Annotated in this window: 24 protein-coding genes; 15 read left to right on the forward strand and 9 right to left on the reverse strand. The window is 60.8% G+C overall.

Annotated elements, in window-relative coordinates; all coding sequences use genetic code 11:
* The first annotated feature begins 7 nt into the window (after window positions 1-7).
* From AU074_RS02270 to AU074_RS02285, 4 genes are all read left to right on the forward strand, one after another.
* Entirely contained in the window at window positions 8-1,306 is a 1,299-nt protein-coding gene (locus AU074_RS02270; RefSeq protein ID WP_076013305.1) for a cytochrome c, read from the forward strand.
* A gap of 81 nt (window positions 1,307-1,387) precedes the next feature.
* Window positions 1,388-2,446, forward strand: a complete 1,059-nt coding sequence (locus tag AU074_RS02275; protein WP_063033715.1) for a PA0069 family radical SAM protein — start codon at window positions 1,388-1,390, stop codon at window positions 2,444-2,446.
* 197 nt (window positions 2,447-2,643) lie between these two features.
* Complete coding sequence (locus AU074_RS02280) at window positions 2,644-3,375, forward strand: carbonic anhydrase (RefSeq protein ID WP_076013306.1); 732 nt, start codon at window positions 2,644-2,646, stop codon at window positions 3,373-3,375.
* An 85-nt stretch (window positions 3,376-3,460) separates the two neighbouring features.
* Window positions 3,461-5,002 carry a SulP family inorganic anion transporter gene (locus AU074_RS02285; RefSeq protein WP_076013307.1) on the forward strand — a complete coding sequence of 514 codons (1,542 nt, stop codon included), beginning with the start codon at window positions 3,461-3,463 and terminating at the stop codon, window positions 5,000-5,002.
* A 129-nt stretch (window positions 5,003-5,131) separates the two neighbouring features.
* On the opposite strand, the gene AU074_RS02290 is transcribed toward AU074_RS02285, so the two are convergent.
* Window positions 5,132-5,779, reverse strand: coding sequence for a hypothetical protein (locus AU074_RS02290; protein WP_076013308.1), 648 nt, complete (start codon window positions 5,777-5,779; stop codon window positions 5,132-5,134).
* A 368-nt stretch (window positions 5,780-6,147) separates the two neighbouring features.
* On the opposite strand from AU074_RS02290, the gene coxB reads away from it, so the two are divergent.
* From coxB to AU074_RS02310, 4 genes are all read left to right on the forward strand, one after another.
* Entirely contained in the window at window positions 6,148-7,275 is a 1,128-nt protein-coding gene (gene coxB / locus AU074_RS02295; protein WP_076013309.1) for a cytochrome c oxidase subunit II, read from the forward strand.
* Between the two features lie 58 nt (window positions 7,276-7,333).
* Window positions 7,334-8,923, forward strand: coding sequence for a cytochrome c oxidase subunit I (gene ctaD, locus AU074_RS02300; protein WP_076013310.1), 1,590 nt, complete (start codon window positions 7,334-7,336; stop codon window positions 8,921-8,923).
* 141 nt (window positions 8,924-9,064) lie between these two features.
* A complete protein-coding gene (locus tag AU074_RS02305) occupies window positions 9,065-9,616 on the forward strand; it encodes a cytochrome c oxidase assembly protein (RefSeq protein ID WP_076013311.1) in 552 nt (183 codons plus the stop codon).
* A 35-nt stretch (window positions 9,617-9,651) separates the two neighbouring features.
* Entirely contained in the window at window positions 9,652-10,539 is an 888-nt protein-coding gene (locus tag AU074_RS02310; RefSeq protein ID WP_076013312.1) for a cytochrome c oxidase subunit 3, read from the forward strand.
* A gap of 6 nt (window positions 10,540-10,545) precedes the next feature.
* Here AU074_RS02310 and AU074_RS02315 read toward each other — a convergent pair whose 3' ends face one another.
* Window positions 10,546-10,749: a twin transmembrane helix small protein gene (locus tag AU074_RS02315; RefSeq protein ID WP_010168612.1), complete on the reverse strand. Its 204-nt coding sequence runs from the start codon at window positions 10,747-10,749 to the stop codon at window positions 10,546-10,548.
* 83 nt (window positions 10,750-10,832) lie between these two features.
* Here AU074_RS02315 and AU074_RS02320 point away from each other — a divergent pair, with 83 nt between their 5' ends.
* Genes AU074_RS02320 through AU074_RS02340 form a run of 5 tightly spaced genes read left to right on the forward strand, consistent with a single transcriptional unit; the run spans window position 10,833 to window position 14,747 of the window.
* Window positions 10,833-11,573 carry an SURF1 family protein gene (locus AU074_RS02320; RefSeq protein WP_076013362.1) on the forward strand — a complete coding sequence of 247 codons (741 nt, stop codon included), beginning with the start codon at window positions 10,833-10,835 and terminating at the stop codon, window positions 11,571-11,573.
* Window positions 11,539-12,138 carry a hypothetical protein gene (locus AU074_RS02325; protein ID WP_076013363.1) on the forward strand — a complete coding sequence of 200 codons (600 nt, stop codon included), beginning with the start codon at window positions 11,539-11,541 and terminating at the stop codon, window positions 12,136-12,138. Before AU074_RS02320 ends, AU074_RS02325 begins: the two co-directional genes overlap by 35 nt.
* A 10-nt stretch (window positions 12,139-12,148) precedes the next feature.
* A complete protein-coding gene (locus AU074_RS02330; protein WP_076013313.1) occupies window positions 12,149-13,228 on the forward strand; it encodes a heme A synthase in 1,080 nt (359 codons plus the stop codon).
* Window positions 13,216-14,115, forward strand: a complete 900-nt coding sequence (cyoE, locus tag AU074_RS02335; protein ID WP_076013314.1) for a heme o synthase — start codon at window positions 13,216-13,218, stop codon at window positions 14,113-14,115. The genes AU074_RS02330 and cyoE overlap by 13 nt, the downstream gene beginning before the upstream one ends.
* Entirely contained in the window at window positions 14,112-14,747 is a 636-nt protein-coding gene (locus AU074_RS02340) for an SCO family protein (RefSeq protein WP_003214837.1), read from the forward strand. The genes cyoE and AU074_RS02340 overlap by 4 nt, the downstream gene beginning before the upstream one ends.
* 282 nt (window positions 14,748-15,029) lie before the next feature.
* On the opposite strand, the gene AU074_RS02345 is transcribed toward AU074_RS02340, so the two are convergent.
* The 3 genes from AU074_RS02345 to AU074_RS02355 are packed head-to-tail and all read right to left on the reverse strand — an operon-like array spanning window position 15,030 to window position 17,536.
* Window positions 15,030-15,803: a MetQ/NlpA family ABC transporter substrate-binding protein gene (locus AU074_RS02345; protein WP_076013315.1), complete on the reverse strand. Its 774-nt coding sequence runs from the start codon at window positions 15,801-15,803 to the stop codon at window positions 15,030-15,032.
* Window positions 15,804-15,854: 51 nt separating this feature from the next.
* A complete protein-coding gene (locus AU074_RS02350) occupies window positions 15,855-16,529 on the reverse strand; it encodes a methionine ABC transporter permease (protein ID WP_063033708.1) in 675 nt (224 codons plus the stop codon).
* Window positions 16,529-17,536, reverse strand: a complete 1,008-nt coding sequence (locus tag AU074_RS02355; protein ID WP_076013316.1) for a methionine ABC transporter ATP-binding protein — start codon at window positions 17,534-17,536, stop codon at window positions 16,529-16,531. Before AU074_RS02355 ends, AU074_RS02350 begins: the two co-directional genes overlap by 1 nt.
* Before the next feature lie 268 nt (window positions 17,537-17,804).
* Between AU074_RS02355 and katE the strand changes: the two genes are divergently transcribed.
* Complete coding sequence (gene katE / locus AU074_RS02360) at window positions 17,805-19,946, forward strand: catalase HPII (RefSeq protein ID WP_076013317.1); 2,142 nt, start codon at window positions 17,805-17,807, stop codon at window positions 19,944-19,946.
* Window positions 19,947-20,058: 112 nt separating this feature from the next.
* On the opposite strand, the gene AU074_RS02365 is transcribed toward katE, so the two are convergent.
* The 4 genes from AU074_RS02365 to zur are packed head-to-tail and all read right to left on the reverse strand — an operon-like array spanning window position 20,059 to window position 22,864.
* Window positions 20,059-20,778, reverse strand: coding sequence for a PA5502 family lipoprotein (locus AU074_RS02365; protein WP_076013318.1), 720 nt, complete (start codon window positions 20,776-20,778; stop codon window positions 20,059-20,061).
* Between the two features lie 37 nt (window positions 20,779-20,815).
* Entirely contained in the window at window positions 20,816-21,604 is a 789-nt protein-coding gene (gene znuB / locus AU074_RS02370) for a zinc ABC transporter permease subunit ZnuB (RefSeq protein WP_076013319.1), read from the reverse strand.
* Window positions 21,597-22,382, reverse strand: a complete 786-nt coding sequence (gene znuC, locus AU074_RS02375; protein ID WP_076013320.1) for a zinc ABC transporter ATP-binding protein ZnuC — start codon at window positions 22,380-22,382, stop codon at window positions 21,597-21,599. The genes znuB and znuC overlap by 8 nt, the downstream gene beginning before the upstream one ends.
* The gene (zur, locus tag AU074_RS02380; protein WP_026078035.1) at window positions 22,382-22,864 is read right to left on the reverse strand and encodes a zinc uptake transcriptional repressor Zur; all 483 of its coding nucleotides are present in this window, start codon (window positions 22,862-22,864) and stop codon (window positions 22,382-22,384) included. Before zur ends, znuC begins: the two co-directional genes overlap by 1 nt.
* A 58-nt stretch (window positions 22,865-22,922) precedes the next feature.
* On the opposite strand from zur, the gene AU074_RS02385 reads away from it, so the two are divergent.
* Window positions 22,923-23,852, forward strand: coding sequence for a zinc ABC transporter substrate-binding protein (locus tag AU074_RS02385; RefSeq protein ID WP_076013321.1), 930 nt, complete (start codon window positions 22,923-22,925; stop codon window positions 23,850-23,852).
* Window positions 23,853-23,953 lie beyond the last annotated feature (101 nt).

Consider the following 23,953-nt stretch of genomic DNA (forward strand, 5'->3'; position numbering starts at 1 on the left):
GATGACCATGAAAGCATTTGTGATTGCCTCCTTCGCCTTGATCAGCAGCTGCTCGGTCAGTGCGGCGGAAACCGACCTGGTCAAACAGGGCGAATACCTGGCGCGAGCCGGTGACTGCGTGGCCTGCCACACCGCCAAGGGCGGCAAGCCGTTCGCCGGCGGCCTGCCGATGGAAACCCCGATCGGCACCCTTTACTCCACCAACATCACCCCGGATAAAACCGGCCTGGGCGACTACAGCTTCGAAGACTTCGACCAGGCCGTGCGCCATGGCGTCGCCAAGAACGGTAGTACGCTTTACCCGGCGATGCCCTACCCGTCTTACGCGCGCGTCAGCGAAAGCGATATGCAGGCGCTGTACGCGTACTTCATGAAGGGCGTGGAGCCGGTGGCGCAGGTGAACAAGGACAGCGACATTCCCTGGCCGTTGAGCATGCGCTGGCCGTTGACTGGGTGGCGCTGGATGTTCGCGCCCAAGGTTGAGGACTATCAGGCTCAGGCGGGCGCAGACCCCGTGATCAGCCGTGGCGCGTATCTGGTAGAAGGCCTTGGCCACTGCGGCGCCTGCCACACGCCACGGGCGCTGACCATGCAGGAAAAATCCCTGAGTGCGTCGGACGGCAGCACTTTCTTGTCCGGCAGCGCACCGCTGGAAGGCTGGATTGCCAAAAGCCTGCGGGGCGACCACAAGGACGGCCTGGGTAGCTGGAGCGAAGACCAACTGGTGCAATTCCTCAAGACCGGTCGCAGTGATCGCAGCGCGGTGTTTGGCGGCATGAGCGACGTTGTGGTCCACAGCATGCAGTACATGTCGCAAGATGACCTGACGGCTATCGCCCGCTATCTCAAGAGCCTGCCGGCGGTGGATCCCAAGGATCAGCCGCACCAGTACGACAAGCAGGTCGCCGACGCGCTGTGGAAAGGCGATGCCAGCAAGCCCGGGGCATCGGTGTATATCGACAACTGCGCGGCGTGCCACCGCACTGACGGCCATGGCTACACCCGGGTATTCCCGGCGCTGGCGGGCAATCCGGTGTTGCAGACGGCGGATGCCACGTCGTTGATCAATATTGTGTTGAACGGCGGTACGTTGCCGGCGACCCACACCGCGCCTTCGACCTTCACCATGCCGGCGTTTGCCTGGCGTTTGTCGGATCAGGAAGTGGCGGATGTCGTCAGTTTCATTCGGGGCAGTTGGGGTAACAAAGGCGAGCCGGTGAAAGCCAGTGACGTGGCGAACCTGCGCAAAAATGATATGCAGACCACCTCCGGCGATGACCTTGGCCAAGTGACCTCCAAGCATTGATTGGAGGTTGACCGCCCAACGGCACTGGTCATAAACCCTGCGCCTCTATACTGTATAAAAAAACAGTATAGAGGCGCTTTCATGTCCACTCCTCTGCCGCCTCGCGGGCGCGGCACGGCCACCAACCTGCACAACCGTTTCGCGCCCACCGTCAGCGTGGCGGAAGACGACGGCTGGTATCAGGAAGTGCCACAGACCCAGGGCACCGAAGTCCGTATCGAAACCGCGAAAACCATCATCACCCGCAACAGCTCGCCGGATATCCCGTTTGATCGGGCAATCAATCCGTATCGCGGCTGCGAACATGGCTGTATCTACTGCTACGCGCGGCCCAGTCACGCCTATTGGGACCTGTCACCGGGGCTGGATTTCGAAACCAAGCTGATCGCCAAGACCAACGCCGCCGACGTGCTGGAGCAGCAACTGTCGAAGCCGGGCTACACCTGCGCGCCGATCAACCTGGGCTCCAACACCGACCCGTACCAGCCTATCGAACGCGAGTACAAGATCACCCGCCAAACCCTCGAAGTGCTGCTGCGCTATCGTCACCCGGTGACGATCATCACCAAGGGCTCGCTGATCCTGCGGGACCTCGACCTGCTGACCGAGCTGGCGCAGCAGCGGCTGGTGGCGGTGATGATCAGCCTCACCAGCCTGGACGACGAGCTCAAGCGCATCCTGGAACCGCGTACGGCTGCGCCCAAGGCGCGGCTGAGGGCGATTCGGGTGATGCGTGAGGCGGGAATCCCGGTCGGCGTGTTGTGTTCACCGATGATTCCGATGATCAACGACAGCGAGCTGGAAAGTTTGCTGACCGAGGCGCATGCCGCTGGCGCACAAAGTGCGGCGTACATGATGCTGCGCCTGCCCCTGGAGGTTGCGCCGCTATTTGAAGAATGGCTGGCGGCCCACTACCCGCAGCGCGCGGCCCATGTGATGAGCCTGGTGCGGCAGGTGCGCGGTGGTGAGGTCTATGACAGTCGCTTCGGGGTACGCATGCGTGGCGAAGGGCCGTTTGCCGATCTGTTGGCGCAACGTTTCGCCAAGGCGATCAAACGATTGGGGCTCAATCGCCGGGAAGGATTTAATCTGGATTGCACCGCGTTTTGTCCGCCTGGCAGGCAGATGGCATTATTGTAAACTGCTGGGTAAAGCGCACGGCCTTGTAGGAATAGTCGCGTTTTGACATCACTGAAAGCCCCGATCTAGAGCGGTTCATTCAGTTTGAGTTAAGTTTCGGCGGGTACCTTGTTCATCGAGTGACTAATGAGTCGGCGCTTCGGTTTGGGCGCCAACCACACTGGAAAACGCCCCTGCTCCAACCAAGAGGATGAATCATGAGTGACAAGGATAAACAGCCGTTGGCTGCGTCGGCTTCAGCCCCTCACGAGGCGGAGTCCGCCGATGCAGCGCTGCAGCACATCGTTGAAGGCTTTTTGCATTTCCATAACGAGATCTTTCCGCAGCAGGAAGAACTTTTCAAAAAACTCGCCACGGCCCAGAGCCCACGAGCGATGTTCATTACCTGCGCAGATTCGCGCATCGTTCCCGAACTGATCACCCAGAGCTCCCCCGGGGATTTGTTTGTGACCCGTAACGTCGGCAACGTCGTGCCGCCTTATGGGCAGATGAACGGCGGTGTTTCCACGGCCATCGAGTACGCGGTACTGGCTCTTGGCGTGCAGCACATCATCATTTGTGGCCACTCCGACTGCGGCGCCATGCGCGCAGTGCTCAACCCTCAAAGCCTGGAAAAAATGCCCACGGTAAAGGCTTGGCTGCGCCACGCCGAGGTCGCCAAGACCATGGTCCAGGACAACTGTGACTGCGCCAACGAACACGAAAGCATGCACGTGTTGACCGAAGAAAACGTGATCGCCCAGTTGCAGCACCTGCGCACTCACCCGTCGGTGGCCTCGCGCATGGCCAATGGGCATCTGTTTATCCATGGCTGGGTCTACGACATCGAGACCAGCGAGATCAGGGCCTACGATGCGGATCAGGCGGCGTTCCTGCCGTTGAACGGTACTCAGCCGATCCCGTCCGCGACGCCTAAAGCGCGCTTCTAAAACAATCCCCTGTCGGGTAACGCGATGGCTGCCATTCGAGCAGCCAGGCGTTGCTACGCCCGGCAAATGCCTCGGGAGAGTCATCATGCGTGCTGCTCAATTAAAAGCTGTGCTGCCACGGGAGCTGCTGGCCTCCGTGGTTGTGTTTCTGGTCGCCCTGCCGCTGTGCATGGGGATCGCAATCGCGTCCGGAATGCCTCCGGCCAAGGGCTTGATCACCGGGATCATCGGCGGCCTGGTGGTCGGTTGGCTGGCGGGGTCGCCGCTGCAAGTCAGTGGCCCGGCCGCGGGCTTGGCGGTGCTGGTGTTCGAACTGGTGCGCCAGCATGGCATGGCCATGCTCGGGCCGATCCTGTTGCTGGCGGGCTTCCTGCAGTTGGTGGCCGGGCGCTTGCGCCTGGGCTGCTGGTTTCGCGTGACGGCGCCTGCGGTGGTCTACGGGATGCTGGCGGGGATCGGGGTGCTGATTGTCCTGTCGCAGGTCCATGTGATGCTCGACGGTGTGCCAAAACCCTCCGGGCTGGATAACCTCGCCGGCTTTCCCGCCGCTTTGATTCAGGCGATTCCTACACTGGGCGGCGGGCTTGGTTGGCAGGCGGGCCTGCTAGGGCTGTCGACGATTCTGGTTATGTGGCTGTGGGACAAGTTCCGTCCGCAAAAGCTGCGTTTCGTCCCCGGCGCCTTGCTCGGCGTGGGATTGGCGACGGTCACCAGCCTGGCGCTGGCGTTGCAGGTCAAGCGTGTGGAAGTGCCGGAAAACCTGGCGGACGCCATCGACTGGCTGCGGCCCAGCGACCTGTTGAACCTGGCGGATCCCAACCTGTTGATCGCCGCGTTCGCGGTCGCCTTTATCGCCAGCGCTGAAACGCTGCTTTCGGCAGCAGCCGTTGATCGTATGCACAGTGGCCAGCGTTCCGATTTCGACAAGGAATTGTCGGCACAAGGCGTGGGCAACATGCTGTGTGGCCTTGTCGGCGCCCTGCCGATGACTGGCGTGATCGTGCGCAGCTCGGCCAACGTCCAGGCCGGCGCAACCACGCGCTTGTCGGCGATGTTCCACGGGTTGTGGCTGCTGGCGTTCGTGCTGTTGCTGTCCAGTGTGCTGCAAAGCATTCCGGTGGCGAGCCTGGCGGGTGTACTGGTGTACACCGGGATCAAGCTGGTGGACATGAAGGCGTTTCGTGGCCTGGCGCGTTACGGGCGGATGCCGATGTTTACCTACGCAGCGACGGCCCTGGCGATCATCTTTACCGACTTGTTGACAGGTGTGTTGGTGGGCTTCGGGCTGACCCTGGTCAAGCTGGCGTTCAAGGCTTCACGCCTGAAAATCAGCCTGGTCGACCTGCCGCAGGACGGCGAGATGGAGTTGCGATTGACGGGGGCTGGGACCTTTCTCAAGGTACCGGCATTGACCCAGGTGTTGTCGACGGTACCCGCCGGGACCACCTTGCATGTGCCACTCAATAACCTGAGTTACATCGACCACTCCTGCCTAGAATTGCTGGAAGAATGGGGTCGGGCCAACGCGGCCAAGGGCTCGAAGCTGATGATTGAGGCGCGGGGGTTGAAGCGCAGGTTGGAAGGGCGGGTAAGAACGACGACCGGAATAGGCTCGGCTGCGTTGTGACCTTCTGTAGGAGCGAGCTTGCTCGCGAAAAACTTCAGCACGCCGCGTGCATTCAGAATGCCCGCGTTATCGTTGACGTCCTTCGCGAGCAAGCTCGCTCCTACAGTGAATCTGCGTCAGCGATAAAAATCAGGCCGGCTGATCCAGCTCCAACCCAACCCCCAACTGCCGTGACAGGCACGGCCAGCGCTTCCACGCCGCTTCCGTGTCCGGGCTCTTGAGCTTGTCGCGGTACGCTTCGACCGACTCCAGCGCAAAGCTTTCTTCGTTGAGCATCTCATCCACCGCGTGGTGCACCGCTTCATCCAGCTGATTGGCAAAGGTCTCGCCGATCAATTGGTGAGCAATCACGTTCGCCACCGTGGTATCCAGCGGAATCAACGGCTGGCCGAAGTGCTTGATATACAGATCGTTGACCTCTTCCACCAGGCGATGAGCCAGGTAGGCCTCGTCCAGCAAACCGTCCAGGCCTTCATGCCCGGCCAGGATCGCTGGCGGCTGCAGGAAGAAATGCTCGGCGATTTTCAGCACCGGTTTGATCTGGCTTTCAATACCGGCTTCACGGGCAACATCATTGGCCGCATCCAGCAAATCCGGGACCTGGTCAATGTAGGCGCTGACAAAGCGCGTCATCACGCCCTTGGCGTCAACGTCCGGCAGGGCAATCGCCGGGTGCAGGTGCGGTAACTGGACTTCCAGCTGCTGAGCAAGCTGGCCAGTGCTGGATTCGTGTTGATGGGCACGGGAAATCTGCTCGCGCAAAGCGGCGGTGTTCATGAAAGCTCCAGTGATGCAGGCGTAGGAAATAGGGAGAGGATAAGGTAGCTCGTTTATACGAGCGCCTAAGACACATTTGTCATAATTATTTCATGGTTATGCGCTGTCGTTATATCAAATCGCCATCGTTCGTCGGATAACGGGCTCCATCGGTCTTGTTGTGTGGTCTGTTTCCTCATTTTCGTTCATTTGCCCGATCACATTGCGGGGTGGCGGTCGCTGTCTATACTCGGTTTTGTACGCAATTAGCTGATGACGCCCGACTGCATTAGCAGGCAAGGCTTGGCGGTTGTAAGCAGTATGGAAGCCGCTCCCTTGGTCGCAGGTGCAAACCGGCGGGATAACAAGAACGATAAGGGGAACCCGCAATGACGCGACATCCACATGTTTGGATGGGCCTACTGTTGTGGTCAGTATTCAGCCAGGCGCAAGCCGCCTGGACAACGAATATGGCACCAGGGGCCACTGAAGTCAGTCACGCCGTGTTTGACCTGCACATGACCATTTTCTGGATTTGTGTGGCGATTGGCATCGTTGTGTTTGGCGCGATGTTTTGGTCGATGATTGTTCACCGGCGCTCAACGGGCCAAGTGGCGGCCAAGTTTCACGAGAGTACGACGGTGGAGATTCTATGGACCGTGGTGCCCTTGCTGATCCTGGTGGCGATGGCCATTCCGGCCACCAAGACGCTGATCAACATCTACGACAGTACGGAATCGGATATCGATATCCAGGTCACCGGCTACCAGTGGAAGTGGCATTACAAATACCTGGGCCAGGACGTCGAGTTCTTCAGCAACCTGGCTACGCCCGCCGAGCAGATCCATAACCAGGCCGTCAAAGGCGAACATTACCTGTTGGAAGTCGACCAGCCGCTGGTGCTGCCGGTGGGCGCCAAGGTGCGCTTCCTGGTGACCGCCGCCGACGTGATCCACTCCTGGTGGGTGCCCGCGTTTGCGGTCAAGCGTGATGCGATCCCAGGCTTCGTCAACGAGGCGTGGACCCGGGTCGAGAAGCCAGGCATCTATCGTGGCCAGTGCGCCGAGCTGTGCGGCAAAGACCATGGTTTCATGCCGATCGTCGTGGAGGTCAAGTCCAAGGCGGACTACGACACCTGGCTCGGCGAGCGTAAGGCAGAAGCCGCCAAGCTCAAGGAGTTGACCTCCAAGGAATGGACCCTGGATGAGCTGGTGGCCCGTGGCGACAAGGTTTACCACACCACTTGCGTGGCCTGTCACCAGGCTGAGGGCCAGGGCCTGCCGCCAATGTTCCCGGCGCTCAAAGGCTCGCCGATTGCCGTCGGGCCCAAGGAAGACCACCTGCACCGCGTGTACTTCGGCAAACCCGGCACCGCCATGGCGGCGTTCGGCAAGCAACTGTCGGAAGTCGATATCGCGGCGGTCGTGACCTACGAACGTAACGCCTGGGGCAACAACAAAGGCGACATGGTCACTCCTAAAGACGTGCTGGCTCTGAAACAGGCGCAAAGCAAATGACTTCCTTCATTGCGTATTCCCTGAACCGTCCCGCCCACTCGTTCGCAGGAGAAAGGCCATGAGCGCTGTGATCGACGACCATGGTCATGCCGGTGAGCACGCTCACGGCCCCGCCAAGGGCCTGATGCGTTGGGTGCTGACCACCAACCACAAAGACATCGGGACCATGTACCTGTGGTTCAGCTTTGCCATGTTCCTGCTTGGCGGCTCGTTCGCCATGGTGATCCGCGCCGAGCTGTTCCAGCCGGGCTTGCAGATCGTGGAGCCGGCGTTCTTCAACCAGATGACCACCATGCACGGCCTGGTGATGGTGTTTGGTGCGGTGATGCCGGCGTTTGTCGGCCTGGCCAACTGGATGATCCCGTTGATGATCGGCGCGCCCGACATGGCCCTGCCGCGTATGAACAACTTCAGTTTCTGGCTGTTGCCGGCGGCGTTCCTGATGCTGGTGTCGACGCTGTTCATGCCCGGTGGCGGGCCGAACTTCGGCTGGACCTTCTACGCCCCGCTCTCCACCACCTACGCGCCGGAAAGCGTGACCTTCTTCATCTTCGCCATCCACCTGATGGGTATCAGCTCGATCATGGGCGCGATCAACGTCATCGCCACCATCCTCAACCTGCGTGCCCCTGGCATGACCCTGATGAAAATGCCGCTGTTCGTCTGGACCTGGCTGATCACCGCGTTCCTGCTGATCGCGGTGATGCCGGTGCTGGCAGGTTGCGTGACCATGATGCTGATGGACATCCACTTCGGCACCAGCTTCTTCAGTGCCGCCGGTGGTGGTGACCCGGTGTTGTTCCAGCATGTGTTCTGGTTCTTCGGGCACCCTGAGGTGTACATCATGATCCTGCCGGCCTTCGGTGCCGTCAGCTCGATCATCCCGACCTTCTCGCGCAAGCCGCTGTTCGGCTACACCTCGATGGTGTACGCCACGGCGAGCATCGCGTTCCTGTCGTTCATCGTGTGGGCGCACCACATGTTTGTGGTGGGCATCCCGCTGGTGGGCGAGTTGTTCTTCATGTACGCCACGCTGCTGATCGCGGTACCTACGGGGGTGAAGGTGTTCAACTGGGTCAGCACCATGTGGCAAGGCTCGCTGACTTTCGAGACGCCGATGCTGTTCGCGGTGGCCTTCGTGATTTTGTTCACCATCGGCGGCTTTTCCGGGCTGATGCTGGCCATCGCTCCGGCGGACTTCCAGTACCACGACACCTACTTTGTGGTGGCGCACTTCCATTACGTACTGGTGCCTGGCGCGATCTTCGGGATCTTCGCCTCGGCCTACTACTGGCTGCCGAAATGGACCGGCCACATGTATGACGAAACCCTGGGCAAGCTGCATTTCTGGCTGTCGTTCGTGGGGATGAACATGGCGTTCTTCCCGATGCACTTTGTAGGACTTGCCGGCATGCCGCGTCGGGTGCCGGACTACAACCTGCAGTTCGCCGATTTCAACATGGTCTCCTCCATTGGTGCCTTCACCTTTGGTGCGACGCAGATCTTCTTCCTGTTCATCGTCATCAAGTGCATTCGTGGCGGTAAGCCTGCACCGGCCAAGCCGTGGGATGGCGCCGAAGGGCTGGAGTGGAGCATCCCTTCGCCCGCGCCTTACCACACCTTCACCACGCCGCCGGAGGTCAAATGATCACCTCCCTATCCTGTGGGAGCTGGCTTGCCTGCGATGGCATCACTTCGGTGTACCTGAAAGACCGAGTTGCCAGCATCGCAGGCAAGCCAGCTCCCACAGAAAAGCCATTCACAGAACATTCATTCGTAGGTGGCTGCCATGCTTGAGTCCGTGCCTATCAAGCGCCTGGTCACGCGGCTGCTGATCCTGGTGGTGGCGATGTTCGCCTTCGGCTTTGCCCTGGTGCCGATCTACGACGTGATGTGCAGGGCGTTCGGCATCAATGGCAAGACTGCCGGACAGTACGAAGGCGAGCAGGTGGTGGACCCGACGCGCCAGGTGCGGGTGCAGTTCCTGTCCACCAATGCCATCGACATGGTCTGGGAGTTCCACTCCAAGGCCGATGAGGTGGTGGTCAATCCCGGAGCGGTTACCGAGATGCTGTTCGTGGCCTACAACCCCACCGACAAGCCGATGACCGCCCAGGCGGTGCCAAGCATTTCGCCCGCCGAGGCGGCGATGTACTTCCACAAGACCGAGTGTTTTTGCTTCACCCAGCAAGTGCTACAGCCAGGTCAGCGCATAGAAATGCCGGTGCGCTTCATTGTCGACCGCGACATGCCGAAGGATGTGAAGCATTTGACCCTGGCGTACACGCTGTTCGATATCACCGCGCGCCAACCGCCCGTGGCTGTCCATACCGGCGGCTAGGCGTTGCTTGCGGGCTCGATTAGGAGAACGAATACATGTCGACTCATGATACGTACTACGTACCAGCGCAAAGCAAATGGCCAATAATTGCCACGCTGGGCATGCTGATTACGGTGTTCGGGCTGGCTACCTGGTTTAACGATTTGAAGGCCGCACGCCCGGAATCCCACGGACCGCTGATCTTTTTCGTCGGCGGCTTGCTGCTGGCCTACATGATGTTTGGCTGGTTCGGCGCGGTGATCAAGGAAAGCCGCGCCGGTTTGTACAGTTCACAGATGGACCGCTCCTTTCGCTGGGGCATGACCTGGTTCATCTTCTCCGAAGTGATGTTCTTCATCGCGTTCTTCGGTGCACTGTTTTATGTGCGGCACATGTCGGCGCCTTGGCTGGCGGGCGAAGGCTCAAAAGGCGTTGCCCACATGTTGTGGCCGAACTTCGAATTCGCCTGGCCGCTGCTGAACAATCCTGACCCGAAACTGTTCCCTGCGCCCAAGGGCACCATCAGCCCCTGGGGCTTGCCGCTGATCAACACGATCTTGCTGGTCAGTTCCAGCGTGACCATCACCATCGCCCACCACGCCTTGCGCAAAGGCCATCGCGGCGCGCTGAAGATCTGGCTGGCGATCACCGTGTTGCTGGGTTGGGCGTTCCTCGGGTTCCAGGCCGAGGAATACATCCACGCTTATAAGGAGTTGGGCCTGACCCTCGGTTCCGGCGTGTACGGCGCGACCTTCTTCATGCTCACGGGTTTTCACGGCGCCCACGTGACCATCGGCACCATCATTTTGTTTGTGATGCTGATGCGCATCCTGAAGGGGCATTTCAATGACGAACACCAGTTCGGTTTCGAGGCGGCCAGTTGGTATTGGCACTTTGTGGACGTGGTGTGGATCGGGTTGTTTTTCTTCGTTTACGTGCTTTGAGGTCGTTCACCAAGGCGCATGAGACACCAGCTGGCCGCTGAAGAAACCCCAGGTGATCAAACCCAGGGTGATCACGGCCAGCACCACACGCACGGTCAAGGCAGTGACGAGGCGATTGGAGTTGCCCTCGTCCTTGACCAGGAAGAACAAGCCACTGAACAGGCTCACGACGGTAGCAATCAGCATCAGGGCAATGGCTGCTTTGAGCATGGTGGGCTCCGGGGCTTTTTTTGGAGGGGGCGAGCAATGAGATTCAGTATAGCCAGCGCAGCACCGACCTCTGCGGCAATGCCATGAAACCCTTTCGCCCCGGTATTGCGCCGACGCTGGTGGTGCTTGTGCTACTGCCGCTGATGGTGTTTCTCGGCTTCTGGCAGCTGTCTCGCGGCCAGGAAAAACAGGCGCTGCTGGAAATCTACGCCGAGCGCCGCGCTGCCGAGCCCATGAGCAGTACGCAATTACAGGCCACCGAAGATCCTGCCTTCCGCCGCGTGCATTTGCGCGGGCAATTTGATGCGGAGCACAGCGTGCTGCTGGATAACCGCTTTCGTGACGGCAAGGTCGGTGTGGAGGTGCTGCAACCGTTCCACGATCAGGCCAGCGGGCAGTGGCTGTTGCTCAATCGAGGCTGGCTGCCTTGGCCGGACCGGCGCACACCGCCCGTTTTCAATACCCCCGAACAACCGCTGAATCTCGACGCCTGGATCTATGTGGCCCCGGGCGAGACCTTCCAGCTGCATGCCGATCCAGCGGGCGCACAGTGGCCGCGATTGCTGACTGCCCTGCATCCCGAAGCGCTTTGGACAGAGTTGGGTCGCAGCGGATTCGCCTATGAAGTCAGGGCCGAAGCGGGACCGGCAACCTTTGAAACCAATTGGCCTGTGGTCGCCATGGGCCCGGAAAAACACCTGGGCTACGCCGTGCAATGGTTCGCCATGGCGCTGGCGCTGTTCGGTCTTTACCTCTACCTCGGATGGCACAACACAAAGGAGAAGCGCCATGGGAGCGGCCATGAATCCACTCAACATGTCTGACGCGCCAGCAGCGCCCAACCGGCGCAAGGGCCGCTGGCAACTGATTCTGATCCTGCTGATGGTGATCGGCCCGATGGTGCTCGCCACCTTCATGTACAAGTTGCAGTTCTGGGTACCGGACAACCGCAGCTACCACGGCGAGATGATCGGCAATGGGCAGACTCGCGCCGACATCGGCGTGCAGGCCGATGAAGATCGCTGGCAACTGCTGGTGACCGCGCCCACTGCCTGCGCCGCCGACTGCCAGCAACTGGTTTACCTGGCTCGCCAGCTGCAAATCGGCCTGGGTCGCGATGCCTCTCGTGCCAGCCACGCCCTGGCCAGCGCGCAGCCGGTGAACACTGCGTATGACGCCAAGCTCAAGGCCGAATACCCGCAACTGCAACGTTATTCCCTGGACCTGTCGACCTTCAACAAAGACGCCGCCGCCCAAGGCCGCGGCGATGCCCAGCTGTGGATCGTCGACCCCCACGGCAACCTGGTGCTGCGCTACGACGCCCGGGTCAAGGGCAAGGACCTGCTCAACGACCTGCGCCTGCTGTTGAAACTGTCGAACATCGGATAAGGACACCGTCATGGCCAAACCTGGATTTCGCCTCGCGCTGTTTGCCACCCTGCTGGCCTTGATCGTGGTGCTGCTGGGTGCTTATACCCGCCTGACACACGCGGGCCTCGGTTGCCCGGATTGGCCGGGTTGTTATGGCTTTATCAGCGTGCCAAAAAGCGAAGCCCAGCTGGCCCATGCCGAACTGCATTACCCGGACACGCCGGTCGAGGCAGACAAAGGCTGGAACGAGATGACCCACCGTTATTTCGCCGGCGCCCTCGGGCTGCTGATCGTGCTGCTGGCGGCGCGTGCCTGGACCCATCGGCGTCATCCGGGGCAGCCATTGAAGTTGCCGTTGTTCCTGCTGGCGGTGGTGTTTGCCCAGGCGGCGTTTGGCATGTGGACGGTGACGCTTAAGCTCTGGCCACAAGTGGTCACCGGGCATTTATTGGGCGGGTTTGCGACGCTGAGCCTGCTGTTCTTGCTGACACTGCGACTGTCCGGCGTGCTGCCGGCGCTGATCGTGCCCAGGCGTTTGCAGTATTGGGCGACGGCCGGGCTGGTGCTGGTGATCGGCCAGATTGCCCTGGGCGGTTGGGTCAGCTCCAACTACGCGGCCGTGGCCTGTATCGACCTGCCGACCTGTCACGGGCAGTGGTGGCCGGCGGCGGATTTTGCCAATGGTTTTCACCTGACCCAGCATATCGGCCCCAATTACCTCGGCGGGCAACTGGACAGTGATGCGCGCACGGCGATTCATCTCACCCACCGAATTGGCGCGCTGCTGGTCACCGTCGTACTGCTGGGCCTCGCCTGGCAACTCAAGGTGGTCGGCATGACCCGCTTGGCCGGCCTGTTGTTGATCGCCCTGGCGGCGCAAATCTGCCTGGGCTTGAGCAACGTGTACTTTCACCTGCCGCTGCCGGTTGCCGTTGCGCATAACGCCGGCGGCGCGGCACTGCTGCTGACGCTGGTACTGGTCAATTACCACGCCCGCACCAGCCTGGTCCGGGTGCGCCATCAGTTGCCGTTCGGCTGGCGCTTCAGCCCGCGTAAACACGTCTCGGGCCTCATAACCCTAAAAGGAGAGATGCCATGGCGACCTTGATCGGCGAGCGTCATAGCCAGGCTATCTGGCGTGACTATCTTGAGCTGACCAAGCCAAAAGTGGTGGTGCTGATGCTCATCACCTCGCTGGTGGGTATGTTTCTCGCCACCCGCGCCGGGGTGCCTTGGCCGGTGCTGATTTTTGGCAACCTGGGAATCGCCCTGTGTGCCGGTGGCGCGGCGGCGGTGAACCATGTGGTGGATCGGCGCATCGATGCGCTGATGGCGCGCACCCATAAACGTCCGCTGGCGCAAGGGCGCGTATCGCCCGTGGCGGCGCTTGTTTTTGCGATGGTGCTGGCGGTTGCCGGGCTGGCGTTGTTGCTGGCGTTTACCAATCCGCTGGCCGCCTGGCTGACCCTGGCTTCGCTGTTGGGCTACGCCGTGATCTACACCGGTTTCCTCAAGCGTGCGACGCCGCAGAACATCGTGATCGGCGGCCTTGCCGGCGCCGCGCCACCGTTGCTGGGTTGGGTTGCCGTCACGGGCCACGTCAGCGCCGAACCATTGCTGCTGGTGCTGATCATCTTCGCCTGGACTCCGCCGCACTTCTGGGCCCTGGCGATTCACCGCAAGGAGGAATACGCCAAGGCCGACATCCCGATGCTGCCGGTGACCCATGGCGAGCACTACACCAAGGTGCATATCCTGCTCTACACCTTCGCCCTGCTGGCGGTCAGTCTGATGCCGTATGTCATCCACATGAGCGGCGTGCTGTACCTGGTGTGCGCACTGGTTCTGGGCGGGCGCTTTCTGCAATGGGCCTGGGTGCTGTACCGTGGCAGTCGGCCGCACGCGGCGATCAACACCTTCAAGTACTCTATCTGGTACTTGTTCGCGCTGTTTATCGCCCTGCTCGTAGACCATTACCTATTGTTGAACCTATGACTCGAACTCAAAAAACTGTCTTCATTCTGGTGGCCATTGTCGCGTTGATCATGGGCCTGACCGTCAACAAAGTACTGAGCGGCAAAGGCCAGGGCGACCCGACTGCCTTGATCGATGCAGGCATCATCCTGCTGCCGCAAAGCCGCCAGTTGCCGCCGGTGACCATGACCAACCAGGACGGCCAGCCGGTGGTGGTCAATGAGTTGAAAGGCAAGTGGAGCGTGCTGTTCTTCGGCTACACCTTCTGCCCGGACATCTGCCCGACCACCCTCGCCCAACTGCGCCAGATCAAGAGCGAGCTGCCTAAAGACGTTGTGGATAAGTTGCAGGTGATCCTGGTCAGCGTTGACCCGAACCGTGATACGCCGGCGCAACTCAAGCAGTACCTGGGCTACTTCGATCCACAGTTCGAGGGCCTGACCGGCGCGAATGTGGACGATGTGCAGAAAGTGTCCAATGCGGTAAGCATTCCGTTTATTCCGGCGGACACCAGCAAGCCCAACTACACCGTCGACCACAGCGGCAACCTCGCGCTGATCGGGCCGGATGGAACGCAACGCGGGTTTATCCGGGCGCCGTTGAACAACCAGAAGCTGGTGGCGCAGTTTCCGGGGTTGTTGCAGCGTAAATAAGCCTGCCGACCATTTCCTGAGCGACACAAATCAAATGTGGGAGCGGGCTTGCTCGCGAAGGCGGTGTGTCAGTCAACAGATGTATCGACTGAACCACCGCCTTCGCGAGCAAGCCCGCTCCCACATTGGTTATGTGCACGGCATTAGATCGTTCCCACGCTCTGCGTGGGAATGCCGCACTGGACTCTCTGCGTCTGCTTTTGAGGTCGTGACGCGGAGCGTCACAGGATGCATTCCCACGCAGAGCGTGGGAACGATCGATCATTGGGTTTCAGCTTTGGATCAGAACGCCGGCAGAATCGCGCCTTTGTACTTCTCGGCAATGAACGCTTTCACTTCCGGGGTGTGCAGGGCTGCTACCAGCTTCTTCACCGCATCCGAATCTTTGTTGTCTTCGCGGGTCACCAGGATGTTCACGTAAGGCGAGTCTTTGCCTTCGATGGCCAGTGCGTCCTTGGACGGGTCCAGCTTGGCTTCCAGCGCGTAGTTGGTGTTGATCAGCGCCAGGTCGACCTGGGTCAGCACGCGCGGCAGGGTGGCGGCTTCCAGCTCGCGGAACTTCAGGTTTTTCGGGTTTTCAGTGATGTCCTTGATGGTCGACAGGATGTTGGTCGGGTCCTTCAGGGTGATCAGCTTGTTGTTGGCCAGCAGCAACAGCGCACGGCCGCCGTTGGTGGCGTCGTTCGGGATCACGACGTTGGCACCGCTTGGCAGTTCGGCCAGGGTTTTGTATTTGCTGGAGTAGGCGCCCAGAGGCTCTACGTGCACAGCGCCGACGCTCACCAGGTGAGTGCCCTTGGCTTTGTTGAATTCATCCAGGTACGGCTGGTGCTGGAAGAAGTTGGCGTCCAGGCGTTTTTCGGCAACCTGTACGTTTGGCTGGACGTAGTCGGTGAAGACTTTGACCTGCAAATCCACGCCTTCTTTAGCCAGAACCGGCTTCACGAACTCGAGGATTTCAGCGTGGGGCACCGGGGATGCGGCCACGGTCAGGGTTTCGGCGGCGTGGGCGGAGAACGCGGCAACGGCGGCGAAAGCAACCAGTAGTTTTTTCATTCAACAAGCTCCTTGTTCGGGAATTGGCCGGCTTCGCGCCGGCAATAGCCGTTATTTTCGAGAAAAGTGCACCACCAGCTTGTCGCCGACGGTTTGCAGAATTTGTACCAGGATCAACAGCAGCACCACGGTGACCACCATCACATCGGTCTGGAAGCGTTGATAACCGAAGCGGATCGCCAGGTCTCCCAGGCCACCAGCACCCACTACACCGGCCATGGCCGTGTAGGAAACCAGTGTAATCGCCGTCACCGTAATCGCCGCGAAGATGCCGGGGCGGGCTTCGGGCAGCAAGGCGTTGGTGATGATCTGCCGGGTAGTGGCGCCCATGGCCTGGGTCGCTTCGATAATCCCGCGGTCCACTTCACGCAGCGCGGTTTCCACCAGGCGTGCAAAGAACGGCGTGGCCCCCACCACCAGCGGCGGAATCGCACCGGCAACACCCAGCGAGGTGCCGGTGATCAGCACCGTGAACGGAATCATCACGATCAGCAGAATAATGAACGGCAGCGAACGCAGGATGTTCACGATCAGCGACAGCATCGCGTACAGGCCTTTTTGTTCGAACAGCTGGCGCGGGCTGCACAGGAACAGCAGCACGCCCAGCGGCAGGCCCAACAACACGGTGAACAGCAGCGAGCCGAACAGCATGGTCATGGTGTCGCCGGTGGCCAACAGAATTTCGGACCAGTCGATGTTCGAGAAAAAGCTCAAGAAGATTTCCATTAGCGCAGCACCTCCATGTGGACGTCTGCGGCGGTGAAGGCGGCGAACGCGGCCTCCATGTCACCACCGGTGACGGCGAGGGTCAGTTGCCCGTAGGGAATGTCTTTGATGCGGTCGATACGACCGGCCAGGATGCTGTAGTCCACACCCGTTTCACGGGCGACGGTACCCAGCAGCGGTGCGTAGGTCGCTTCGCCCTGGAACGTCAGGCGCACAATGCGGCCCGGCACGTGAGCGAAGTCATCACGCTGCTCGCCTTCGTCAACCTGCTCGGACTCTTGCACGAAACGCTTGGTGGTCGGGTGCTTGGGGTGCAGGAACACGTCGGCGACGGTGCCTTGCTCGACGATCACGCCCGCGTCCATCACGGCCACGTGGTCGCAGACCCGGCGGATTACGTCCATTTCATGGGTGATCAGCACGATGGTCAGCTTCAGCTCACGGTTGATCTCGGCCAGCAGTTGCAGCACCGAGGCGGTGGTCTGCGGGTCGAGGGCACTGGTGGCTTCGTCGCACAGCAGGATCTTTGGCTTGGTGGCCAGGGCGCGGGCGATGCCGACGCGCTGCTTCTGGCCGCCGGACAGCTGCGCCGGGTACTTCTTGGCATGGTCGGACAGGCCGACCCGGGCCAGCAGTTCGGCCACGCGCACGTCGATTTCCTTGCGGGAAAGTTCGCCGGCGAGGGTCAGCGGCAGCGCCACGTTGTCGGCGACGGTCTTGGATGCCAGCAGGTTGAAGTGCTGGAAGATCATCCCGACCTGTTGCCGGAAACGGCGCAGGCCGTTGGCGTCGAGGGCGGTGACTTCTTCGTCATCGACCTTGATCTGGCCGCCGCTGGGTTCTTCCAGGCGATTGATCAGGCGCAGCAAAGTACTTTTTCCCGCACCGGAATGGCCGATCAGACCAAACACCTGGCCATTTTCGACGCGCAGGTTGGTGGAATGCAGTGCGGGGATATCCTTACCGGCGACCCGGTAGGTTTTATGGACGTTATGAAACTCGATCACGTAGCGAACCTTGTGGGGCGCATTAAAAAGGGATCAGCGGTTAGCCGGGCGCGCATTTTAGCCTGTCCGTATAGCGTTTCTTAGCATTTATTTCTCATCCGACCAGCGATTTGGCAATAACGCGATCAAAGGTCATAAAAAAGGAACGGTACAAAACCGTGTCAGTCACTACATAAGCAACTCGAAATTCCCAGGTGCCGTGCCTGGGGTTTTGCTCAAGAAGAGCCGGGGATCGCTCTGGCCTACGCAAACGAGGAGTTTTTGTCTGATGAGCACTAAAAAGCCAGTCACCCCGCCCAAGAGCGAACTTGCGGGTACCGACACTCTGGACCGTGGCAATACCAACGCCAAGCTGCAAAGCCTGGAAACATTTCGCTCCGACGCTACCGGCCAGGCGCTGCGTACCAACCAGGGCGTGAAGGTTTCCGACAACCAGAACAGCTTGAAGGTCGGCTCCCGTGGTCCTTCGCTGCTGGAAGACTTCATCATGCGTGAAAAAATCACGCACTTTGACCATGAGCGCATCCCGGAACGCATCGTTCATGCCCGGGGTACCGGTGCCCATGGTTATTTCCAGACCTATGAAAACCATTCGGCGCTGACCAAGGCCGGGTTCCTGCGTAACCCTGAACACAAAACCCCGGTATTTGCGCGTTTCTCTACGGTTCAGGGCCCTCGCGGCTCGGGTGATACCGTGCGTGACGTGCGTGGCTTTGCCGTGAAGTTCTTCACCGACGAGGGCAACTTCGACTTGGTGGGTAACAACATGCCGGTGTTTTTCATTCAGGACGCGATCAAGTTTCCTGACTTCGTGCATGCGGTAAAACCTGAGCCGCATAACGAGATTCCTACAGGCGGCTCGGCCCACGATACGTTCTGGGATTTTGTTTCGCTGCAGCCAGAGTCGGCGCATATGGTGATCTGGGCCATGTCTGACCGGGCGATTCCGAAAAGCCTGCGGACCATGCAGGGTTTTGGCGTGCATACCTTCCGTTTGGTGAATGCCGAGGGGAAATCCAACTTCGTCAAATTCCATTGGCGGCCGACAGTCGGCACTTGTTCCCTGGTGTGGGACGAGGCGCAGAAGCTGGCGGGCAAAGACACTGATTTCCACCGGCGCGACCTCTGGGAATCCATTGAAAGCGGCGATTACCCGGAATGGGAATTGGGCGTGCAGATCATCGCCGAAGAAGACGAGCATAAGTTCGACTTCGACATTCTCGACCCGACCAAGCTGATTCCCGAAGAGCTGGTGCCGATCACGCCGCTGGGCAAGATGGTGCTCAACCGCAACCCGGACAACTTCTTCGCCGAGGTCGAGCAGGTGGCGTTTTGCCCAGGGCATATCGTGCCGGGCATCGACTTCTCCAATGACCCGCTGCTTCAGGGCCGGTTGTTTTCCTACACCGACACGCAGATCAGCCGACTGGGTGGGCCGAACTTTCACGAGCTGCCGATCAACCGTCCGGTCGCGCCGTTTCATAATGGCCAGCGCGATGCCATGCATCGCACCACCATCGACAAGGGCCGCGCGTCCTACGAGCCGAACTCGATTGATGGCGGCTGGCCGAAAGAGACGCCGCCTGCTGCCGAAGACGGCGGTTTTGAGACGTATCCGGAGCGAATCGACGCCCACAAGATTCGTGAGCGCAGCGAGTCGTTCGGTGATCACTTCTCCCAGGCGCGGTTGTTTTTCCGCAGCATGAGCAAGCACGAGCAGGAGCACATCATTGCGGCCTACAGCTTCGAGCTGGGCAAGGTGGAGCGTGAATTCATCCGGGCGCGGCAGGTGAACGAGATCCTCGCCAACATCGACCTGGAGCTGGCCAAGCGCGTGGCGCAGAACCTGGGCTTGCCGGCGCCGAAGAAAGGCACCGTGCCGGAGCGCAAGACGTCTCCGGAACGTTCGCCAGCGTTGAGCCAGGCCAACTTGTTGTCGGGTGATATCAAGACTCGCAAGGTGGCGATTCTGGCCGCCAACGGCGTTGATGGTGCGGCGATTGCTGCCTTGAAGGCGGCGCTGGAAGCCGAAGGTGCGCACGCGAAGCTGCTCGGGCCGACATCGGCACCGGTGACGACGGCAGATGGCAAGAGTCTGCCGGTGGATGCGTCAATGGAAGGTTTGCCGTCAGTGGCGTTCGATGCGGTGTTTGTGCCGGGCGGGGCCAAGTCGGTGCAGGCCTTGAGTGGCGATGGCGTTGCATTGCACTACCTGCTGGAGGCGTACAAGCACCTGAAGGCGATTGCCCTGGCTGGTGAGGCGAAGCAGTTGCTGGATGTGCTGAAGCTTGAGGCGGATGCGGGGCTGATAGTGGGCGGCGATGCGAAGGCGTTGAAGGCGTTTTTTGCGGCGATTGCCCAGCATCGGGTCTGGGATCGGGAGCCGAAGGCTAAAGCTGTTCCGGCTTAAGTTATCGGTTGTTTGTTAGACCGCCTTCGCGAGCAAGCCCGCTCCCACATTTGACCGCATTCCAAAGGTGGAACTCGGTTAAATGTGGGAGCGGGCTTGCTCGCGAATGGCGTTATTCAGTCTTACGCGGAATCAACACAACCTGCGCCGGTACCTTCTTCAGGATCTGCCGGTGAATCTTCAAGTCATACCCCGAATCGATGCGCTTCACCCGTTTGGTCAGCAACGTGGCCAGCCATGGGTAATCTTCGGTGCGCGGTGCCTGGATGCTCACATCACACTGGTAATTCACCACATCGGTGGCGATCTCATCCAGTTGATGGCGCAGCGCCTCAATATCGGTGAGGTTCAGTGCAACCGTGGTACTGGGTGCTGCCGGGTCGATGACCTTGGCGGGCGGCTTGGCTTCAGCGGCTTTCAAGGCAGCCTCGGCTTTATCCAGCTCGACCTTGCGGGCGTGGGTAATTGCGCTGTTGACGCCACCGGTCAGCGCCGGCGCCTTGGGCATTAATGCACGGGCGCGGCTCAGGGCCGTGGCGGCTGCATTGACGTCACCTTTTTGCAGAACGATCTGGCTGCGCTGCAAATAGGCTTCGGCCAGTTGGCGCTGATAAGGCTCCAGCGCCGGGTCGTTGGGCGATTGGGCCTGCAAGGCGGCCAGCTCATCTTCGGCGGTGGCCAGTTCACTGCTGGCGAGGTTTTGCTCCAGCTGTGCGATGGCCGCAGCACGTGCGTCCGGGGCCTCAGGGGCGGCGGGCGGGGTGCTTTGGCAGGCGCCCAGCAGCAAGGAAAATGCGGCAAGGAGCAGATAACGGGCGTTGAACAGCTTCATTCCTGCGACTCTCTAATTGCGCAAAAAGCGAGCAAGTCTACACCCCACGACGGGGCAGGACAAAACTCAGCAGAAACAGGGCGGCCGCCGTGACCACAATCGACGGCCCGGCCGGGGTGTCCTTGAACCATGACAGCGCCAGGCCACCACACACCGCAAGCATCCCCAGCAGGCTGGCGCCGACCGCCATTTGCTCCGGCGAGCGGGCATGACGCTGGGCCGCAGCCGCCGGGATGATCAGCAGCGATGTGATCAACAATACGCCGACAATCTTCATCGCGACAGCAATCACCACGGCGATCAGCAACATCAGGGTCATGCGCAGCGCCGCCACGGGCAAGCCTTCGACAGTGGCCAGTTCTTCGTGGACGGTGATCGCCAGCAGCGGGCGCCACAGCGCCACCAGCAACACGAGCACTGCCGCGCTGCCGCCGAGAATCCAGGCCAGGTCGGTGGGGCTGATTGCCAGCAGGTCGCCGAACAGGTAGGCCATCAGGTCGATGCGCACTTCATGCATGAAGCTCAGAACCACCAGGCCCAGGGACAGCGTGCTTGGCGCCAGGATGCCCAGCAGCGTATCGGAAGCCAGCGGCTGGCGCTGTTGCAGGGTCACCAGCAACACGGCCAGCAGCAGGCAGCCGACGGTGACGGCAATGGTCGGGCTCACATCCAGCAGAAAGCCCATGGCCACGCCCAGCAGCGCGGCGTGGGACAGCGTGTCGCCAAAATAGGCCATGCGCCGCCAGACCACGAAAGAGCCCAGTGGGCCCGCCACCAGTGCCAAAGCCAAGCCTGCCAGCAGGGCGTAGAGCAGAAAATCAGCCATGCTTGCAGCTATCTCCATGAACGTGGGTTTGGGGTGCGGTGGGGTCATCAACTACGGCGCCATGCAGGTCATGGGCGTGGTCGTGATGGTGGTGATAAATCGCCAGGCTCTGGGCGTTCTTGCCGAACAGCTCGACGAAAGCCGGATCGCCGCTGACTTGTTCCGGGTGGCCGGAGCAGCACACGTGGCGATTGAGGCACACCACCTGGTCGGTGGTGCTCATCACCAGGTGCAGGTCGTGGGAGACCATCAGCACGCCGCAGCCATGGCGGTCCCGCAGGCGGGTGATCAGGCTGTACAACTCGGCCTGGCCGGCCACGTCGACACCCTGCACGGGTTCATCGAGTACCAGCAATTCCGGCTCGCGCAATAGGGCGCGGGCGAGTAGCACACGCTGCATTTCGCCGCCGGAGATGCTTTGCACCGGGCTGTCGATCACCTGTTCGGCGCCGACTTCCTTGAGCGCGGACTGCGCGCGGGCACGGTCAACACCAGGAACCAAGCGCAGGAAGCGCAGCACCGACAGGGGCAAGGTCGGGTCTACATGCAGCTTCTGCGGCATGTAGCCAACCCGCAGCTTCGGCTTGCGCCACACGCTGCCGCTGTCGGGCTTGAGCAGGCCGAGCACGGCGCGCACCAGCGTGGTCTTGCCGGCGCCGTTGGGGCCGATCAGCGTGACGATCTGCCCCGGCTCGACGCTCAGCGCGATGTTATCCAGCACGTTTTGCCCGGCGAACGTGACCCCGACCTGTTCCAGGCGGATTAACGCAGTGCTCATCAAGCCCCCTGGCAGCCCGAGCACACACCGACCACTTCGACGGTTTGCCCTTCGACCTTGAAGCCGACGTCGCCGGCGCTCTTGATGATGCTGTCGCTGATGCTTTTTTGCTCAAGTTCGATGGCGGCGTGGCATTCGCGGCAAATCAGGAACTGGCCTTGGTGCGCGTGCTCCGGGTGGTTGCAGCCGACAAAGGCGTTCAGCGACGAGATGCGGTGCACCAGGCCGTTGTCCAGCAGGAAGTCCAGCGCGCGGTACACCGTGGGCGGCGCGGCGCGGCGGCCGTCCTGCTCGCTGAGTACGCCGAGGATGTCGTAGGCACCCAGCGGCTTATGGCTTTGCCACACCAGTTCCAGCACCCGGCGACGCAGGGCGGTCAGGCGCAGGCCTTGGCGCGCGCACAATGCGTCGGCCTCTGACAGCGCGGTGTGCACGCAGTGAGAGTGGTCGTGGGGACGGCTGGCAAGCGGTGTTTTAGGCATGAGCGGCGACAGATATTTGTGAGAGACGTTATTATGTTACCTGTTCCTGCCTCCTTGAGTGGTCATCGTGTCCAGACTTTTTCCCGTTTTTGTCGTATTTGTCACCAGTTTGCTGCTTGCCGGTGCCGCTCAGGCGGAGGTTCGGGTGCTGACCAGCATCAAACCGTTACAGCTGATTGCCGCTGCCGTGCAGGACGGCGTGGCGGTTCCCGAGGTATTACTGCCGCCGGGCGCCTCGCCGCATAACTATGCGCTGCGTCCATCCGACGTACGGCGCGTGCAGTCGGTGGACCTGCTGTATTGGATTGGCCCGGACATGGAAACCTTTCTGCCGCGAGTCCTGAAAGGCCGTACCTTGCCGACGGTGGCGGTGCAGGACCTTGCGGGGATGAAACTGCGCCGGTTCACCGAAGACAGCCACTCCCATACCGAAGATGCCGACGAACATGATCACGATCATCGTCCGGGAAGCCTGGACGCGCATCTTTGGTTGTCGACGGTCAACGCCCGAGTAATCGCCAACCGCATGGCAGCGGACCTCAGCGCTGCAGACCCGGCCAACGCAGAGCGTTATCAGAGCAACGTGAAGGCCTTTGATGGCCGTATGGACGCCTTGGATGCGCGCTTGAAAGCACGTATGGCGGATGTCGCCGGCAAGCCGTATTTCGTATTCCATGAGGCATTCGACTACTTCGAAGATGCCTACGGCCTCAAGCACACGGGTGTGTTCAGCGTTGCCGCAGAAGTGCAGCCAGGCGCCCAGCATGTGGCGGCGATGCGCACGCGTTTGCAGGAAGTGGGCAAGACGTGTGTGTTCAGCGAGCCGCCGTTGCGCCCTCGCCTGGCGGAAACCTTGGTGGCGGGTTTGCCGGTGAAGCTGGCGGAGCTGGATGCGTTGGGCGGCTACACGCCGGCGACGGCTCAGGGGTATGAGCAGGTGCTGGAGAAGCTGGGGAATGACTTGGCAGGGTGCCTGGAGTCGCTCTGACAGACGCCGCATAACCAATGTGGGAGCGGGCTTGCTCGCGAATGCGGAGTTTCAGTCACCAGATGCGCTGACTGATCCACCGCATTCGCGAGCAAGCCCGC

Origin of the sequence: Pseudomonas sp. ATCC PTA-122608 (genome assembly GCF_001952855.1) — a bacterium.
Lineage (GTDB): Bacteria > Pseudomonadota > Gammaproteobacteria > Pseudomonadales > Pseudomonadaceae > Aquipseudomonas.

What these genes read in the sequence shown, in the direction of transcription:
- AU074_RS02320 (WP_076013362.1), top strand. Translation starts at nt 10,833, where the DNA reads ATGAAACCCTTTCGCCCCGGTATTGCGCCGACGCTGGTGGTGCTTGTG.
- AU074_RS02285 (WP_076013307.1), top strand. Translation starts at nt 3,461, where the DNA reads ATGCGTGCTGCTCAATTAAAAGCTGTGCTGCCACGGGAGCTGCTGGCC.
- AU074_RS02325 (WP_076013363.1), top strand. Translation starts at nt 11,539, where the DNA reads ATGGGAGCGGCCATGAATCCACTCAACATGTCTGACGCGCCAGCAGCG.
- znuC (WP_076013320.1), bottom strand. Translation starts at nt 22,382, where the DNA reads ATGAGCACTGCGTTAATCCGCCTGGAACAGGTCGGGGTCACGTTCGCC.
- katE (WP_076013317.1), top strand. Translation starts at nt 17,805, where the DNA reads ATGAGCACTAAAAAGCCAGTCACCCCGCCCAAGAGCGAACTTGCGGGT.
- AU074_RS02315 (WP_010168612.1), bottom strand. Translation starts at nt 10,749, where the DNA reads ATGCTCAAAGCAGCCATTGCCCTGATGCTGATTGCTACCGTCGTGAGC.
- AU074_RS02365 (WP_076013318.1), bottom strand. Translation starts at nt 20,778, where the DNA reads ATGAAGCTGTTCAACGCCCGTTATCTGCTCCTTGCCGCATTTTCCTTG.
- zur (WP_026078035.1), bottom strand. Translation starts at nt 22,864, where the DNA reads ATGCCTAAAACACCGCTTGCCAGCCGTCCCCACGACCACTCTCACTGC.
- AU074_RS02270 (WP_076013305.1), top strand. Translation starts at nt 8, where the DNA reads ATGAAAGCATTTGTGATTGCCTCCTTCGCCTTGATCAGCAGCTGCTCG.
- znuB (WP_076013319.1), bottom strand. Translation starts at nt 21,604, where the DNA reads ATGGCTGATTTTCTGCTCTACGCCCTGCTGGCAGGCTTGGCTTTGGCA.
- AU074_RS02290 (WP_076013308.1), bottom strand. Translation starts at nt 5,779, where the DNA reads ATGAACACCGCCGCTTTGCGCGAGCAGATTTCCCGTGCCCATCAACAC.
- ctaD (WP_076013310.1), top strand. Translation starts at nt 7,334, where the DNA reads ATGAGCGCTGTGATCGACGACCATGGTCATGCCGGTGAGCACGCTCAC.
- AU074_RS02280 (WP_076013306.1), top strand. Translation starts at nt 2,644, where the DNA reads ATGAGTGACAAGGATAAACAGCCGTTGGCTGCGTCGGCTTCAGCCCCT.
- AU074_RS02310 (WP_076013312.1), top strand. Translation starts at nt 9,652, where the DNA reads ATGTCGACTCATGATACGTACTACGTACCAGCGCAAAGCAAATGGCCA.
- coxB (WP_076013309.1), top strand. Translation starts at nt 6,148, where the DNA reads ATGACGCGACATCCACATGTTTGGATGGGCCTACTGTTGTGGTCAGTA.
- AU074_RS02345 (WP_076013315.1), bottom strand. Translation starts at nt 15,803, where the DNA reads ATGAAAAAACTACTGGTTGCTTTCGCCGCCGTTGCCGCGTTCTCCGCC.
- AU074_RS02330 (WP_076013313.1), top strand. Translation starts at nt 12,149, where the DNA reads ATGGCCAAACCTGGATTTCGCCTCGCGCTGTTTGCCACCCTGCTGGCC.
- AU074_RS02275 (WP_063033715.1), top strand. Translation starts at nt 1,388, where the DNA reads ATGTCCACTCCTCTGCCGCCTCGCGGGCGCGGCACGGCCACCAACCTG.
- AU074_RS02340 (WP_003214837.1), top strand. Translation starts at nt 14,112, where the DNA reads ATGACTCGAACTCAAAAAACTGTCTTCATTCTGGTGGCCATTGTCGCG.
- cyoE (WP_076013314.1), top strand. Translation starts at nt 13,216, where the DNA reads ATGGCGACCTTGATCGGCGAGCGTCATAGCCAGGCTATCTGGCGTGAC.
- AU074_RS02350 (WP_063033708.1), bottom strand. Translation starts at nt 16,529, where the DNA reads ATGGAAATCTTCTTGAGCTTTTTCTCGAACATCGACTGGTCCGAAATT.
- AU074_RS02305 (WP_076013311.1), top strand. Translation starts at nt 9,065, where the DNA reads ATGCTTGAGTCCGTGCCTATCAAGCGCCTGGTCACGCGGCTGCTGATC.